The organism is Pseudomonas sp. MF08831 (assembly GCF_059862645.1).
This window is the reverse complement of record NZ_JCBCUX010000001.1, coordinates 634,550-649,250: the sequence shown is the minus strand read 5'-3', so window position 1 is coordinate 649,250 and position 14,701 is coordinate 634,550. Positions and strand designations below refer to the sequence as shown.

Sequence of the window (14,701 nt, the reverse complement as noted above, 5' to 3'; positions counted from 1 at the left end):
TTATGTTACGCATCCTGTTGATCAACGATACGCCGCGCAAGGTCGGGCGCCTCAAGGCCGCATTGATCGAAGCCGGGTTCGAGGTGATCGATGAGTCCGGCCTGACCATCGACCTGCCCGCGCGCGTCGAAACGGTGCGCCCGGACGTGATCCTGATCGATACCGAGTCACCTGGCCGAGATGTAATGGAGCAGGTGGTACTGGTCAGCCGCGATCAGCCCCGGCCGATCGTGATGTTTACCGACGAGCACGACCCGAACGTGATGCGCCAGGCCATCAAATCCGGGGTCAGCGCTTATATCGTCGAAGGCATTCAGGCCCAGCGCCTGCAGCCGATCCTGGACGTGGCCATGGCCCGTTTTGAAAGCGATCAGGCCTTGCGCGCCCAGCTCCAGGCGCGCGACCAGCAACTGGCCGAGCGTAAACGCATCGAGCTGGCCAAAGGCATGCTGATGAAAATGAAGCACTGCAACGAAGAAGAGGCCTACACCCTGATGCGCCGCCAAGCCATGAGCCGCCAACAGAAACTGATCCAGGTGGCGGAGCAGATTATCGCCATGAGCGAGTTGCTCGGCTGATCTGGCGCAGCTCTTGCTAAGCATTCACCACAGGTAACCAACGGCGGTTGCCCCTTCCACGACAAAGACGTCGCACATCCGGTTTGCCCTCGCGAGCCCGGTGGCGGCGTTTTTTCGTTTTGGCCCCAGAGCCTGGGGCCGGTGGGGTGGCCTTTAGCCGGCGGCCCCATCACTTGGCCTTCTTACAAGACCCCAACCGTTGAGGTGCGTGATGAAATCAAGCTTCTGGAAATCCGGGCACACCCCGACCCTGTTTGCCGCGTTCCTGTATTTCGACCTGAGTTTCATGGTCTGGTACCTGTTGGGACCGCTGGCGGTGCAGATCGCCGCCGACCTGCACTTGACCACTCAACAGCGCGGACTGGTAGTGGCCACGCCGATCCTGGCCGGCGCGGTGCTGCGTTTTCTGATGGGCATGCTGGCCGACAAACTGTCGCCTAAAACCGCCGGGCTGATCGGCCAGGTCATTGTGATTGCCGCACTGTTCGGCGCCTGGCAACTGGGCATTCACAGTTACGAGCAGGCCCTGCTGCTGGGCATGTTCCTGGGCATGGCGGGCGCCTCGTTTGCGGTCGCCCTGCCGCTGGCCTCTCAGTGGTATCCCGCTGAACACCAGGGCAAGGCCATGGGCATCGCCGGTGCCGGCAACTCCGGCACCGTGTTTGCTGCATTGCTGGCACCGGTACTCGCCGCCGCGTTTGGCTGGAGCAATGTGTTCGGCTTCGCGCTGATTCCATTGGTCATCACGTTGGTTGTCTTCGCCTGGCTTGCGCGCAATGCCCCGGAACGCCCGAAGGCCAAATCCATGGCCGACTACTTTAAAGCCCTGGGCGACCGCGACAGCTGGTGGTTCATGTTCTTTTACAGCGTGACGTTCGGCGGCTTTATCGGCCTGGCCAGCGCCCTGCCCGGCTACTTTAACGACCAATACGGCTTGAGCCCGGTGACCGCGGGCTACTACACCGCGGCCTGTGTGTTTGGCGGCAGCCTGATGCGCCCGCTGGGTGGCGCCCTGGCGGACCGTTTCGGCGGGATTCGCACCCTGCTCGGCATGTACAGCGTGGCGGCGATCTGCATCGCAGCGGTGGGTTTCAACCTGCCAAGTTCTTACGCTGCGTTGGCACTTTTCGTCTGCACCATGCTCGGCCTCGGCGCAGGTAATGGTGCGGTGTTTCAACTGGTGCCCCAGCGTTTTCGCCGCGAGATCGGCGTGATGACCGGCCTGATCGGCATGGCCGGCGGGATCGGCGGCTTCGCCCTCGCGGCAGGCATGGGCGCGATCAAGCAAAGCACCGGCAGTTATCAAATGGCCCTGTGGCTGTTCGCCAGCCTCGGCGTGCTGGCCTGGTTCGGGCTGCACGGGGTCAAACGTCGCTGGAGAACCACCTGGGGTTCGGCTGCCGTGACCGCCGCACGCGTCTGATGGGCTTGCAACTGAGTGTCGCGCAGGCCAGCGCCATTGGCCCTCGCGCCGAAAACCAGGACGCCCTGCGCGTCGTCACCCCCGTGGCGGAGCTGGCGGCGAGTAAAGGTTACCTGTGCGCCATCGCCGATGGCGTCAGCCAATGCGCCGATGGCGGCCTGGCGGCGCGCTCGACCTTGCAGGCGCTGGCGCTGGACTACTACGCCACGCCGCAAACCTGGGGCGTGGCCCAGGCGCTCGAGCGTCTGTTGCTGGCGCAGAATCGCTGGTTGCAGGCCAACGGCGGCGGGCAGCCGCTGCTGACCACCTTGAGTGCACTGGTGTTGCGCGGCCAACGTTTCACCCTCGCGCATGTCGGCGATTGCCGGGTGTATCGCTGGCTGGACGGCGAGTTGCAGCGCATCAGCGAAGACCATGTGTGGGAACAGCCGGGCATGCAGCACGTGCTCAAGCGCGCGCTCGGTCTGGACCAGCACCTGGTGCTGGATTTTCTCGACGGTGAACTGCGCGCAGGCGAATGTTTTTTATTGCTCAGCGATGGTGTGTGGGCCGCCTTGGGTGAGCACAGCATCAGTGCGATCCTGCGCGAGCAAACTGACCTCGATGTGGCGGTCAACACGCTGGTCAACGCCGCGCACCTGGCCGCCAGCCAGGACAATGCCAGCGCCCTGCTGGTGCGCATCGACCAGCTCGGCGCCGCCACCCTTGGCGATGCGCTGGTGCAGTTGCAGCAATGGCCGCTGCCACCGCCGCTCAAACCTGGGCAACGCTTTGAAGGCTGGCAGGTTGAAAGCCTGCTGGCGCAGAGTCGACAGTCGTTGCTGTACCGGGTACGTGATGCCCAGCAACAACCCTGGCTGCTGAAAACCTTGCCGCTCAACCGCGACGATGACAGCGATGCCGGCCAAGCGCTGCTATCTGAAGAGTGGTTTTTGCGGCGGGTTGCCGGGCGCGCGTTTCCTGAAGTTCACGCGGCCAGTGGGCGCCAGCACTTGTACTACGTGATGCGCGAATACCCGGGGCAAACCCTTGCTGAACTGTTCCGGCAACAGGGCCCATTGCCCCTGGCGCAGTGGCAGTTCATCGCCGAGCGGCTGCTGCGGGCGATGGGCCTGCTGCATCGGCGACAAATCCTGCACCGCGATATCAAGCCGGAAAACCTGCTGCTGGGCGACGATGGCGAACTGCGCGTGCTGGATTTTGGCCTGGCCTATTGCCCGGGGCTCTCCGAAGACCGCGCTCATTTGCTGCCCGGCACGCCAAGTTTTATCGCACCCGAAGCGTTCAGCGGCGAGCGGCCTACGCCGCAGCAGGATTTATACAGTGTTGGCGTTACCTTGTATTACCTGCTGACCGGGCATTATCCCTACGGCGAAATCGAAGCTTTCCAACGGCCGCGTTTCGCCCAGCCCGTCAGCGCCAGCCGCTACCGTCCCGACCTGCCTGACGGGTTGCCACTGAGTCTGGAACGCGCCGTGGCGGCCTCACCCGCGCAACGTTATGAAACCGCCGAAGAATGGCTGCTGGTGCTGGAGCAGGCCGACCGCCGTGAATTGAGCGTGCGACCACGGCCCTTGCTGGAGCGCGAACCGCTCAAGGTCTGGCAAAGCCTGGCCGCCGTGTCGCTGCTGGTCAATCTGGTGCTGCTGTACTGGCTGTTGCACCACTAGAGGGCAAATCCCCAGGCGGCTTTGACTCAAAGCCCCTATAAACCCGCAGGCTGGCCAACTTGGCACAGCCACTGCATTAGCTTCCCCAACAACACACATACAGCCGCCCCTTCAACGTCGAAGGGCGAGCTTCCCGAGAGAACGGGACCAGGACAAAGGCGTCCTCGCTAGATCACTAGCGGGGACGCCTTTTTTTGTTTGCGCGTAATTGGTCGAGCCATTGCGGAGAACGACATGAAAAAACTCAAATTGGTGATGATCGGCAACGGCATGGCCGGGGTTCGCACCCTTGAAGAATTGCTCAAACTGAGCAGCGACCTGTACGACATCACCGTGTTCGGCGCCGAGCCCCACACCAACTACAACCGCATTCTGCTGTCGCCGGTGCTGGCCGGCGAGCAAACGTTCGAAGAGATCGTGCTCAACGATCTCGACTGGTACCTGGATAACCACATCAAGCTGTTGCTCAACCGCAAAGTGGTGCAGATCGACCGTGTCAAACGCCTGGTCATCGCCGAAGACGGCACCACAGCCGAATACGATCGCCTGCTGATCGCCACCGGTTCGACGCCGTTTATCCTGCCGATCCCCGGTAACACGTTGCAGGGCGTGATCGGCTACCGCGACATCGCCGACACTCAGGCCATGATCGACACCGCCAAGACCCACACGCATGCTGTTGTGATCGGCGGTGGCCTGCTCGGCCTGGAGGCCGCCAACGGCCTGATGCTGCGCGGCATGCACGTGACCGTGGTGCATATCGGCGAATGGCTGTTGGAGCGGCAACTGGACAAGACCAGCGGCCAATTGCTGCAAACCGAACTGGAAAGCCGTGGCCTGGTGTTCCGTCTGCGTGAACAGACCCAGGCACTGCACGACGCCGGCAACGGCCGCGTCGGCTCGGTGCAATTCAAGAATGGCGACGTCATCCCCGCTGACCTGGTGGTGATGGCTGCCGGCATTCGCCCCAACACCGAACTCGCAGAAAAATCCGGCATCCCGTGCAACCGCGGGATTCTGGTCAACGACACCTTGCAGACCTACGACCCACGCATTTATGCCATCGGCGAATGCGCCAGCCATCGTGGCATCGCCTATGGCCTGGTTGCGCCACTGTTCGAGCAAGCCAAAGTCTGCGCCAATCACCTGGCGCAGCTGGGCTTTGCCAGCTACAAGGGCTCGGTCACCTCAACCAAATTGAAGGTCACCGGTATCGACCTGTTCTCCGCCGGCGACTTTATGGGCGGCGAAGGCACCGAAACCATCACCCTCAGCGACCCAATTGGCGGCGTGTACAAAAAACTGGTGATCAAGGACGACATCCTGGTCGGTGCCTGCCTGTACGGCGATACCGCTGACGGCGGTTGGTATTTCCGTCAGATCCGTGAGAACCATGCGATAGGCGAGATCCGCGACCACCTGATGTTCGGCGAAAACGCATTAGGCGATGTCGGCCATCAAGGCCAGGACAAGGCCATGAGCATGGCCGACAACGCCGAAGTCTGCGGTTGCAACGGCGTATGCAAGGGCACCATCGTCAAGGCCATCCAGGCACACGGGCTGTTCAGCGTTGACGAGGTCAAGAAGCACACCAAGGCCGCCAGCTCCTGTGGCTCCTGCGCCGGGCTGGTGGAACAGATCCTGATCAATACCGTTGGCGGTGCCGCGGACGTCAAACCGAAGAGCGAAAAAGCGATCTGCGGTTGCAGCGACCTCAACCACGGGCAAATCCGCCAGGCCATCCGTGATCAGCACTTGCTGACCATCACCGGCACCATGAGCTACTTGAACTGGCGCACGCCCAACGGCTGCGCCACCTGCCGCCCGGCCCTCAACTACTACCTGATTTCCACCTGGCCGGGCGAAGCCAGGGATGATCCGCAATCGCGCCTGATCAACGAACGTGCCCACGCCAATATTCAGAAAGACGGCACCTACTCCGTAGTACCGAGGATGTGGGGCGGTGTGACCAATCCGTCAGAGCTGCGGCGTATTGCCGACGTGGCCGACAAGTACAACGTGCCGATGGTCAAGGTCACCGGCGGTCAACGCATCGACCTGCTGGGTATCAAGAAACAGGACCTGCCAGGTGTTTGGAAGGACCTCGACATGCCTTCCGGTCACGCCTATGGCAAATCCATCCGCACCGTGAAGACCTGCGTCGGCAGTGAGTTCTGCCGTTTTGGCACACAGAATTCGACGCAGCTGGGCATTGAGCTGGAGCATGACCTGTTCAATATGTGGTCGCCGCACAAGGTCAAGTTGGCGGTGTCCGGTTGCCCACGCAATTGCTCGGAAGCCGGCATCAAGGACGTGGGCATCATCGGCGTGGACTCCGGCTGGGAGATGTACATCGGCGGCAACGGCGGGATCAAAACCGAAGTCGCGGAGTTCTTCGTCAAGCTGAAAACCGCCGAAGAAGTCCGTGAATACAACGGCGCCTTCCTACAGCTTTACCGCGAAGAAGCCTTCTACCTCGAGCGCACCGTGCACTACCTGCAACGCGTGGGCATGGAGCACATCAAGAAGGCCGTACTGGAAGACCCGGCTCGCCGCCAAGCCCTCAACGAGCGTCTGCAGTTTTCGCTGTCGTTCGAACAAGACCCTTGGAAAGAACGCCTGGAACAGCCGCTGCTGAAAAAGGAATTCGAGGTCATCCCCGTCAAACAGCTGGAGGTGTCGGTATGAACTGGCTGGATATCTGCGCACTCGATGAAATCAACGCCCTGGGCTCGCGAATCATCAATGGGCCCAAAGGTGATATCGCGATTTTTCGCACCAGTGATGACGAAGTGTTCGCCCTCGATGACCGCTGCCCGCACAAGGGCGGTCCGTTATCCCAAGGCCTGATCTACGGCAAGCGCGTGGCCTGCCCGCTGCACAACTGGCAGATTGATCTGGTATCCGGCGAAGCCCAGGCACCGGACATCGGCTGCGCGCACCATCACCCCGCCCGCGTGGAAAACGGCCGGGTCATGTTGGCCCTGCGAGACGCGGGTTGATGAACCGCCAGGTCACCGCGTCCACCTGCTGTTATTGCGGGGTGGGTTGCGGCGTGCTGATCGAGCACGACGGCGCGCAGATCCTCGGTGTACAAGGCGACCCGAACCACCCGGCGAACTTCGGCAAGTTGTGCAGCAAAGGCTCAAGTCTGCACCTGACCGGCGACCTGGCGGCCCGCGCGTTGTACCCGGAGCTGCGTCTGGGCAAAGGCTTGGCGCGAGCACGCACCGACTGGGAAACCGCACTGGAGCACGCGGCCAACGTGTTCGCCGAGACCATCAGCGAACACGGGCCGGATAGCGTGGTGTTCTACATTTCCGGGCAATTGCTGACCGAGGACTACTACAGTTTCAACAAGCTCGCGCGCGCGCTGGTCGGCACCAACAACATCGACAGCAACTCGCGGCTGTGCATGTCCTCGGCAGTGGTGGGCTACAAGCGCAGCCTGGGCGCCGATGCGCCGCCGTGCAGTTATGAAGACCTGGAGTGCAGCGACTGCGTAATGATCGTCGGCAGCAACATGGCCTACGCCCACCCGGTATTGTTCCGACGCCTTGAGGAAGCCAAAGCGCGGCGCCCGCAGATGAAAGTGCTGGTGATCGACCCACGCCGCACGGACACCTGCGATTTGGCTGACCTGCACCTGGCCATCCTGCCTGGGACGGATGTGGCGTTATTCCACGGGATTTTGCATCTGTTGCTGTGGGAAGACTGGATCGACCGAGACTTCATCCAGGCGCATACCGATGGGCTGGCCGAGCTGAAACGGCTGGTGCATGACTACACGCCGCAAATGGTCACGCAGCTGTGCGGAATCAGCGTCGAACAGCTGCGCCTGTGCGCCGAATGGGTCGGCACCTCCAGCAGTTTTCTGTCGCTGTGGTGCATGGGGCTCAACCAATCCACCGCCGGCAGCGCCAAGAACAGCGCACTGATCAATTTGCACCTGGCCACCGGCACGCTTGGCCGAGCAGGATGCGGGCCGTTTTCCCTGACGGGCCAGCCGAATGCGATGGGTGGGCGCGAGACCGGCAGTTTGTCGAATTTGCTGCCCGGCCATCGCGAGGCGGCCAACCCGGACCATCGGGCCGAAGTGGCCGCGTATTGGGGTGTTGAACAACTCCCAGCCAGCACCGGGCTGACAGCTATCGAACTGTTTGAACAGGTACAGGCCGGCAAGATCAAGGCCTTGTGGATCGCCTGCACCAACCCGGCCCAATCCTTGCCCGACCAGAACACCGTGCGCATGGCCTTGGAGACGTGCCCTTTCGTGGTGCTACAGGAGGCTTTTCGTACAACCGAGACGGCCCGTTTCGCTGACCTGCTGTTACCAGCGGCCAGTTGGGGCGAGAAAGAAGGCACGGTGACCAACTCTGAACGGCGCATTTCCCACGTGCGACGGGCCATCGCCCCACCTGGGGAGGCGCGTCCGGATTGGGCAATCACTGTGGATTTTGCCCAGCGCCTGGAGCGACGTCTTTGTCCCGGAAAACCGGGTCTTTTCGCCTTTGAACACCCCTCGCAGATCTTTGATGAGTACAAACTGCTGACCCGCAACCGCGACCTTGACCTGACGGGCATCAGCCATGCCCTGCTCGATCAGATGGGTCCGCAGCAATGGCCGTTTCCCACAGGCGCGCAATCTGGAACCGCGCGCCTGTACACCGACGGCGTGTTCCCCACCGAGAGCGGCCGCGCGCACTTTGTTGCCGACCCCTACCGCGCCGCCAAAGAGCAGCGCGACGCACGCTTCCCGCTGACGCTGATCACTGGCCGTCTGCGTGATCAATGGCACGGCATGAGTCGCACAGGTACTGCAGCCCAGTTGTTTGGGCATGTGAACGAAGCACTGCTGAGCCTGCACCCGGATGAGTTGCGCCGCCATCGCTTCAAGGACGGTGACCTGGTCAACCTCAAGAGCCGTCGCGGCAGCGTGATTGTTGCCATCAACAGTGATGACAGCGTGCGCCCCGGGCAAGCGTTCCTGCCAATGCATTGGGGTGACCGTTTTCTCAAGGGGGGCGTAAATACGTTGACCCAGCCAGCCTTCGACCCTTTGTCGAAACAGCCGGAACTCAAACACAGCGGTGTGCGACTGGAGGCTGTGCAGCTGCCGTGGCAGCTGTTTGCGTTGATCGAAGGCGATGTGCAGCAACACGTCGAGGCACTGCGCCCACTGTGCGAGGGCTTTACCTACGTGAGCCTGAGCCTGGCCGGGCGCGAACGGCCGGCACTGGTGGTGCGCGCGGCACATACCGAGGCGCCCGACCTGCAACTGCTGACGCGTATCGACGCCTTGCTGGGGCTCAACGACGGTCCTGTGATGGCGTATGACGACCCGCGCCGCTCGATCGGTAAACGCGTAAAAATCGAACAAGGCCGGATTACCGCGTTGCGCCTGGCCGGCGAAACCCTGGCTCGGCATTGGCTGCAAAGCCTTTGGCTGGAAGGCCGCACTGACGATCAATTGCGACGCTGGCTGCTGGCACCGCTCAGCGCGCCACCGGGCGGTGCGGCAGCCAGCGGCAAGATTGTGTGCAACTGCAAGAACGTCAGCGAAAACTCCGTGTGCGCAGGCATCACTCGCGGCCTGGACCTTAACGGGCTCAAACAGGCGCTGGGCTGCGGCACGCAATGCGGCTCGTGCGTACCGGAAATCAAACGTCTTTTGGCCAGCAACCCGCGGCCAATCGCAATCAGTGTGTGAGGAAAAAACATGAGCGCAAAAGTCTGGCTGGTGGGTGCAGGGCCCGGTGATCCTGAACTGCTGACCCTGAAGGCGGTGCGGGCGCTCCATGAGGCCGACGTGGTGTTGATTGATGACCTGGTCAACCCGGCTGTGCTGGAACACTGCCTTGACGCGCGGATTATCAGCGTAGGCAAACGCGGTGGCTGCCGTTCGACGCCACAGGATTTTATCCATCGCCTGATGCTGCGTTATGCCCGGCAAGGCAAATGCGTGGTGCGATTAAAAGGTGGTGACCCGTGCATTTTCGGGCGTGGCGGCGAAGAAGCGATGTGGTTGCGCGAACGTGGCGTGGCCGTGGAGTTGGTCAACGGGATCACGGCGGGCCTGGCCGGTGCGACAAACTGCGATATCCCGCTGACGTTGCGCGGGGTCAGTCGCGGTGTAACGCTCATTACGGCGCATACCCAGGACAACAGCAGCCTGAACTGGCGTGCACTGGCCGAAAGCGGGACGACGTTGGTGGTGTACATGGGCGTGGCGAAGCTGGAGGAGATCCGTCAGCAGCTGCTGGAAGGCGCCATGGCAGAGGATATGCCGGTGGCGATGATCGAAAACGCATCGCTGCCTCAACAGCGAGAATGCCGTAGCACGTTGGGGCAGATGCACAAGGATGCGCAGACGTTCGCCTTGAAGAGCCCGGCAATCCTGGTCATCGGCAGTGTCGCCGCGGCGGCACAGGCGGCATGCGTGGCCGTATCCGCCAGCGCTTGAAGTAAACGCCAGACGAAAAAAAGCCCGGCCTAAGCCGGGCTTTTTTTTACCACTCAGTAATTACTGAGCAGCTTGAGCTTCTACCGAGGCTTCTACGCGACGGTTGATAGCACGGCCAGCTTCAGTTGCGTTGTCAGCAACTGGGCGGGATTTGCCATAACCAACCGAGCTTACACGGTTAGGAGCAATACCGTCTTTGACCAGAACTTGCTTGACCGCGTCAGCACGACGCTGGGACAGCTTCTGGTTGTAAGCGTCAGGACCGACGGAGTCAGTGTGACCTTCAACAACGGTGGTGGTTTGTGGGTACTGTTTCATGAAGTCAGCGAGGTTTTTCACGTCGCCGTAGCTGTTAGGCTTAACAACCGCCTTGTCGAAGTCGAACTTCACGTCCAGCTCAACACGAACAACCTGAGCAACTGGAGCTTCTGGCTCTGGAGTTGGCTCTGGAGCTGGTGCTGGGGTAGGAGCTGGAGCTACTGCGCCAGCGTTACCGCCGAAGTTTACGCCCAGGCCAACCAGTGCGGAGTAATCCCACTTGCCGTTGTCCAGGTTGTAGTCAGACTCAACACCGGCACGTGCGAACAGGTTGTTGGTGAAGTAGTACTTCACACCAGCGCCAGCGATAGCCAGAGTGGACTGGTCGCGACCTTTGTGGCCGTCAACTTCAACGTTGGTACGGCTCTGGTGACCGAAACCACCTTCAACGTATGGACGCAAGGAGTCAACACCAGCCTGACCGAAGTGGTACTGAGCAGTCACGCTGCCAGTGTCACCTTTGATCTTCTGGCTGCCAGTACCGTCGTTCGAACGGGTGTGGTTGGTGGTGTCGTAGTTCAGGTTGATCGACACGTCGTCGGTCAAGAAGTAACCGATGCTTGCGCCAGGGTTGAAGCCGTCTTCGATGTGCTTAACGCTATCGTTGTACTGCTTCTTGTAGAACAGCTGGCCTTCAACTGCGCCTTGGCCTTGTGCCAGAGCGCCGAAAGAAGTGGCAGCAATAAGAGAACCAATGGCAAAGCCCAAGGTGTTTTTCAGTTTCATCCGTTAAATCCCCATCTGGTGATTGTAAAGCAGTCCCACAAACCGGGGGACAACTCGGCGACAAGTCTAACAGAACTTGCCTACACGTAAGAGATATTTGCCACGCACTAAGTTTCAGTCTCGCCCGCAAATTTCTCACGTAATTTATCAAGAGCACGCTTGTAACGCATTTTTGTAGCACTCAAACCCATGTGCATGATGTCAGCAATTTCCTGAAACTCCAGCTCTGCGACAAATCGTAGCACCAAAATTTCGCGGTCAATTGGATTCACATGCACCAACCAGCGATCAAGTCCGCCCTTTTCCTCGGGTGCTGGCGCCTTTTCTTCAGACGCTTCCTCAAGGGGGTCCAGACTCAAAGCGTCCATCAACCGACGCTTTCGCCGCTCCTTACGATACTGCGTGATGCACTCGTTGTACGTGATGCTGTAGAGCCATGTCTTGAACTTCGATTTGCCCTCGAAGTTCTTCAGGCCATACAGCACCTTGAGCATCACTTCCTGACAGACATCGTCCGCATCTCTATCGTTCCCTAAATACCTTGAACAAACGTTGAACAGAGTGCGTTGATATCTGCGCATCAATTCTTCGTACGCGCGTGTTACGTGAAACAGCTCCGTGTGTGCGCGCGCGACCAACTCCTCATCAGAGAGCTCACGGGGGTCATAGCGCGTGGACAGCGTTTGGGCTTTATTCAAAACAAGTCGTGCCGGCAGTCAGGTCAATGTCCGCTGCAGCCCGGTTACCCGGGTTTGCGGCGGCGTACATTAGCAGGGTTTGCCGGATTAGCGGCTACTGACCTGCTGCTCCAGAAGAATCCGATTGGACAGCGATACCAGCTCACCGTCATCGGTCAGCACGGTCGTCTTGACTGTGCCGATCTCCTCGATTTGCCCTTCGACCTCGCCCACACGCACCTGTTGCCCCACCTGATACAGCTCACGCACATAGATTCCCGCAAGAATCTGACCGGCAATTTCCCGGCTTCCCAGCCCCATGGCCAGCGCAACGGCCAGACCAACGGTAATCAAAACAATCACAATCACATGGTTGAGCAGGTCAGTTTTGACCTCGAGCTGGCTGATCGCAACGGAAATACTGATGATGATCACCAGCCCCTGAGCGATCCGCCCCAGGCCCGCAGCATAGTCCAGCCCCACGCCTTCAGCGGCTCCGCGCACCAGCCCATTGGCCAGTTGTGCCAGTAAAACGCCTACGAGCAGCACCAGCGCGCCACCGAAAACTTTCGGCAAATACAGCGCCAGCATGTCGAGCGTAGCTGAAACTCGCTCAAGTCCAAGGGATTGAGCAGCAGAAACCAGAAAAATAAGTAAAACGAACCAATAAACGATCTTCCCGATGAGGGTCGAGATCGGTACTTGCAGCCCGGCACGACCCAACAGCTTGGTCAGGCCCGTGCCTGCCATCAAGCGGTCCAGGCCCAGTTTTGCAAGCAATTTGGACAGCAGGGTGTCGAGCAGCTTGGCCACGACAAAGCCCAGCAAGACCAAAACCAGAGCACCAAACAGGTTGGGAATGAAATTCGCCACCTTGGTCCACAATGCAGTCATCGCAGTGACCAGGCTCTGGGTCCAGAGATCAAGTTCCATATTCAATCAGCCTTATCAGCAGTGCGAGCAAGAGGTTTACGACGGGAAACCGGCGATACATGGGCCGAACCGTTGTTCAAAGCCATCATCAGCGCCGGCAGCCAGCGACCGAGCAGCCCGAACAGATCTCCCGCACCGACCTGACGGTTGGCGGTTTTCAACACGCGACCCAGGCAGGCGTCGTCGTCACGGTTGGACGGCGAAGCATTAAGCATGTCACGCAAAGACTGTTCGAACGGATCGTGCATAAAGACCTCTCGCAAGTGATTTAAAAGACGAGGGTTAATTTCCTGAGGTCACATGTACCCTCTACTACGTTCAGGTCATATTCAGGTCAAACCCAGCGCAATCGTCGAAACAGCCACCATTGTCCCAACGCGACGGCCACCATCATCAGGCACGCAATCATGAATCCGTAGGGGCTGGCGGAGAACGGAATACCGCCCACATTTATGCCCAGCAAACCGGTGAGAAAACTCATCGGCAAAAAAATCCCGGTGATGATACCGAAGCGGTACATGGTGCGGTTCATCCGCAGGCTCAATCGCCGGTCTTCGGTCTCAAGCACAAGCCCCACGCGCTCTCGAGCCAATTCGAGCTCTTCCAGGTAACGCGTCAGGCTGTTGTGTAATTCGTTCCAGTAGTCAGCATCGTCATCACAAAACCACGGCAATTTGGTTCGCGTCAGTTGGGCAAAAATATCTCGCTGAGGGGCGAGAAAACGTTTGAGCCCTGCCGCGCGCCGACGGATCTGCAGGACGCTGCCATGTTCCGGAGTATACCGTTCGTCGGCATCCAGTTTTTCTTCTTCGATATCGACAACTTCAGACAGGTCGGTAACCAGATCCTGCACTTTGTTGGTCAGGTACTGCGCCATATAAAGGATGAGTTCCGAAGCGGTTTTCGGTCCTTTCCCCTCCGCCAGTTGCACCAGCAACTCATCAGTGGCGCGCAGCGGACGCAGGCGCAAGGAAATCACGCGATCGGCCGCTGCGAAGATACGCACCGACACCATGTCTTCCGGTTCGGCGCCCGGGTTCAGGTTGACCCCGCGCAGAAACAGCAGCAATTGGGCTTCGGGCAGCGGCAACAGGCGCGGACGGGTATTTTCCTCCAGCAGCAAGTCGCAGGCAAACTCGCTCAAGCCGCTGGATTTACGCAGCCAGGTCTGGGTCTGCGGATGGCTGCGATCCCAATGCAGCCACAGGCTTTCCTGAGGCTGCAGTTGCAAGTCGTCGAGCTCAGTCCGGGCAATCGAACGCGCACCGCCTTTACCGTCCAGCACCAGGGCATGCACCAGCCCCCATTGCGCGTTTTCTTCCTCGAACATCCTCACCCCTATCGGCTACAGCAGTTTATTCAGGCATTGTCAGCGGGCTGGGCGAGACGATCACGCCGTTATTGTCCGCATAGATGTACTCACCGGGGCGGAACGTCACGCCGGCGAAGGTCACTGCCACGTTCAGGTCGCCAATGCCGCGCTTGTCGGTCTTCATCGGGTGAGTTGCCAGCGCCTGCACGCCCAGATCGGTTTGGGCAATGACATCGACATCCCGGATGCAGCCATAGATCACCAGCCCTTCCCACCCGTTCTTTGCGGCTTTCTCGGCAATCATGTCACCGAGCAACGCGCGACGCAGCGAACCACCACCGTCGACCACCAGCACCTTGCCGGCGCCCGGCTGATCGGCCTGTTCCTTGACCAGGGAGTTGTCCTCGAAGCATTTGATGGTGACGATCTCGCCGCCAAAGGAATCCCGGCCACCGAAATTACTGAACATCGGCTCAACCACCTGCACCAGCTCCGGGTAGGCATCGCACAGATCGGGCGTCACGTAATGGTTCATCGAGAAACTCCTGTCATCAAATAAGAGGTCGAACATCCCACGGTGTACATCAGAAAAACGTGTCGC

The 14,701-nt window shown here is 60.0% G+C and carries 13 protein-coding genes; 7 read left to right on the top strand and 6 right to left on the bottom strand.

Annotated features, from left to right (window positions below):
- Positions 1-2 precede the first annotated feature (2 nt).
- From AC19YS_RS03070 to cobA, 7 genes are all read left to right on the top strand, one after another.
- Complete coding sequence (locus AC19YS_RS03070) at positions 3-578, top strand: ANTAR domain-containing response regulator (protein ID WP_083357333.1); 576 nt, start codon at positions 3-5, stop codon at positions 576-578.
- A 211-nt stretch (positions 579-789) separates the two neighbouring features.
- Positions 790-2,001 carry a nitrate/nitrite transporter gene (locus AC19YS_RS03065; protein WP_124418244.1) on the top strand — a complete coding sequence of 404 codons (1,212 nt, stop codon included), beginning with the start codon at positions 790-792 and terminating at the stop codon, positions 1,999-2,001.
- The gene (locus AC19YS_RS03060; protein ID WP_179609532.1) at positions 2,001-3,671 is read left to right on the top strand and encodes a bifunctional protein-serine/threonine kinase/phosphatase; all 1,671 of its coding nucleotides are present in this window, start codon (positions 2,001-2,003) and stop codon (positions 3,669-3,671) included. Before AC19YS_RS03065 ends, AC19YS_RS03060 begins: the two co-directional genes overlap by 1 nt.
- Before the next feature lie 234 nt (positions 3,672-3,905).
- Positions 3,906-6,359 (top strand): nitrite reductase large subunit NirB, encoded by a 2,454-nt coding sequence (gene nirB, locus AC19YS_RS03055; protein WP_500600878.1) that lies wholly within the window; start codon positions 3,906-3,908, stop codon positions 6,357-6,359.
- Positions 6,356-6,673 carry a nitrite reductase small subunit NirD gene (nirD, locus tag AC19YS_RS03050; RefSeq protein WP_500600877.1) on the top strand — a complete coding sequence of 106 codons (318 nt, stop codon included), beginning with the start codon at positions 6,356-6,358 and terminating at the stop codon, positions 6,671-6,673. Before nirB ends, nirD begins: the two co-directional genes overlap by 4 nt.
- Positions 6,673-9,381, top strand: coding sequence for a nitrate reductase (locus AC19YS_RS03045; RefSeq protein ID WP_500600876.1), 2,709 nt, complete (start codon positions 6,673-6,675; stop codon positions 9,379-9,381). Before nirD ends, AC19YS_RS03045 begins: the two co-directional genes overlap by 1 nt.
- Before the next feature lie 9 nt (positions 9,382-9,390).
- Entirely contained in the window at positions 9,391-10,134 is a 744-nt protein-coding gene (gene cobA, locus AC19YS_RS03040) for a uroporphyrinogen-III C-methyltransferase (protein WP_200622805.1), read from the top strand.
- A 60-nt stretch (positions 10,135-10,194) separates the two neighbouring features.
- On the opposite strand, the gene AC19YS_RS03035 is transcribed toward cobA, so the two are convergent.
- From AC19YS_RS03035 to rraA, 6 genes are all read right to left on the bottom strand, one after another.
- Complete coding sequence (locus AC19YS_RS03035) at positions 10,195-11,178, bottom strand: OmpA family protein (RefSeq protein WP_200622806.1); 984 nt, start codon at positions 11,176-11,178, stop codon at positions 10,195-10,197.
- Between the two features lie 107 nt (positions 11,179-11,285).
- On the bottom strand, positions 11,286-11,876 hold the full coding sequence (gene sigX / locus AC19YS_RS03030; RefSeq protein ID WP_034120675.1) for an RNA polymerase sigma factor SigX: 591 nt from the start codon (positions 11,874-11,876) through the stop codon (positions 11,286-11,288).
- Positions 11,877-11,963: 87 nt separating this feature from the next.
- Positions 11,964-12,788 carry a mechanosensitive ion channel family protein gene (locus AC19YS_RS03025; protein ID WP_003193288.1) on the bottom strand — a complete coding sequence of 275 codons (825 nt, stop codon included), beginning with the start codon at positions 12,786-12,788 and terminating at the stop codon, positions 11,964-11,966.
- A 2-nt stretch (positions 12,789-12,790) separates the two neighbouring features.
- Positions 12,791-13,036 carry a hypothetical protein gene (locus AC19YS_RS03020; protein ID WP_005790375.1) on the bottom strand — a complete coding sequence of 82 codons (246 nt, stop codon included), beginning with the start codon at positions 13,034-13,036 and terminating at the stop codon, positions 12,791-12,793.
- 86 nt (positions 13,037-13,122) lie between these two features.
- Positions 13,123-14,118 carry a divalent cation transporter CmaX gene (cmaX, locus tag AC19YS_RS03015; RefSeq protein WP_106576303.1) on the bottom strand — a complete coding sequence of 332 codons (996 nt, stop codon included), beginning with the start codon at positions 14,116-14,118 and terminating at the stop codon, positions 13,123-13,125.
- 25 nt (positions 14,119-14,143) lie between these two features.
- A complete protein-coding gene (gene rraA, locus AC19YS_RS03010; RefSeq protein ID WP_106576302.1) occupies positions 14,144-14,635 on the bottom strand; it encodes a ribonuclease E activity regulator RraA in 492 nt (163 codons plus the stop codon).
- Positions 14,636-14,701: the final 66 nt, after the last annotated feature.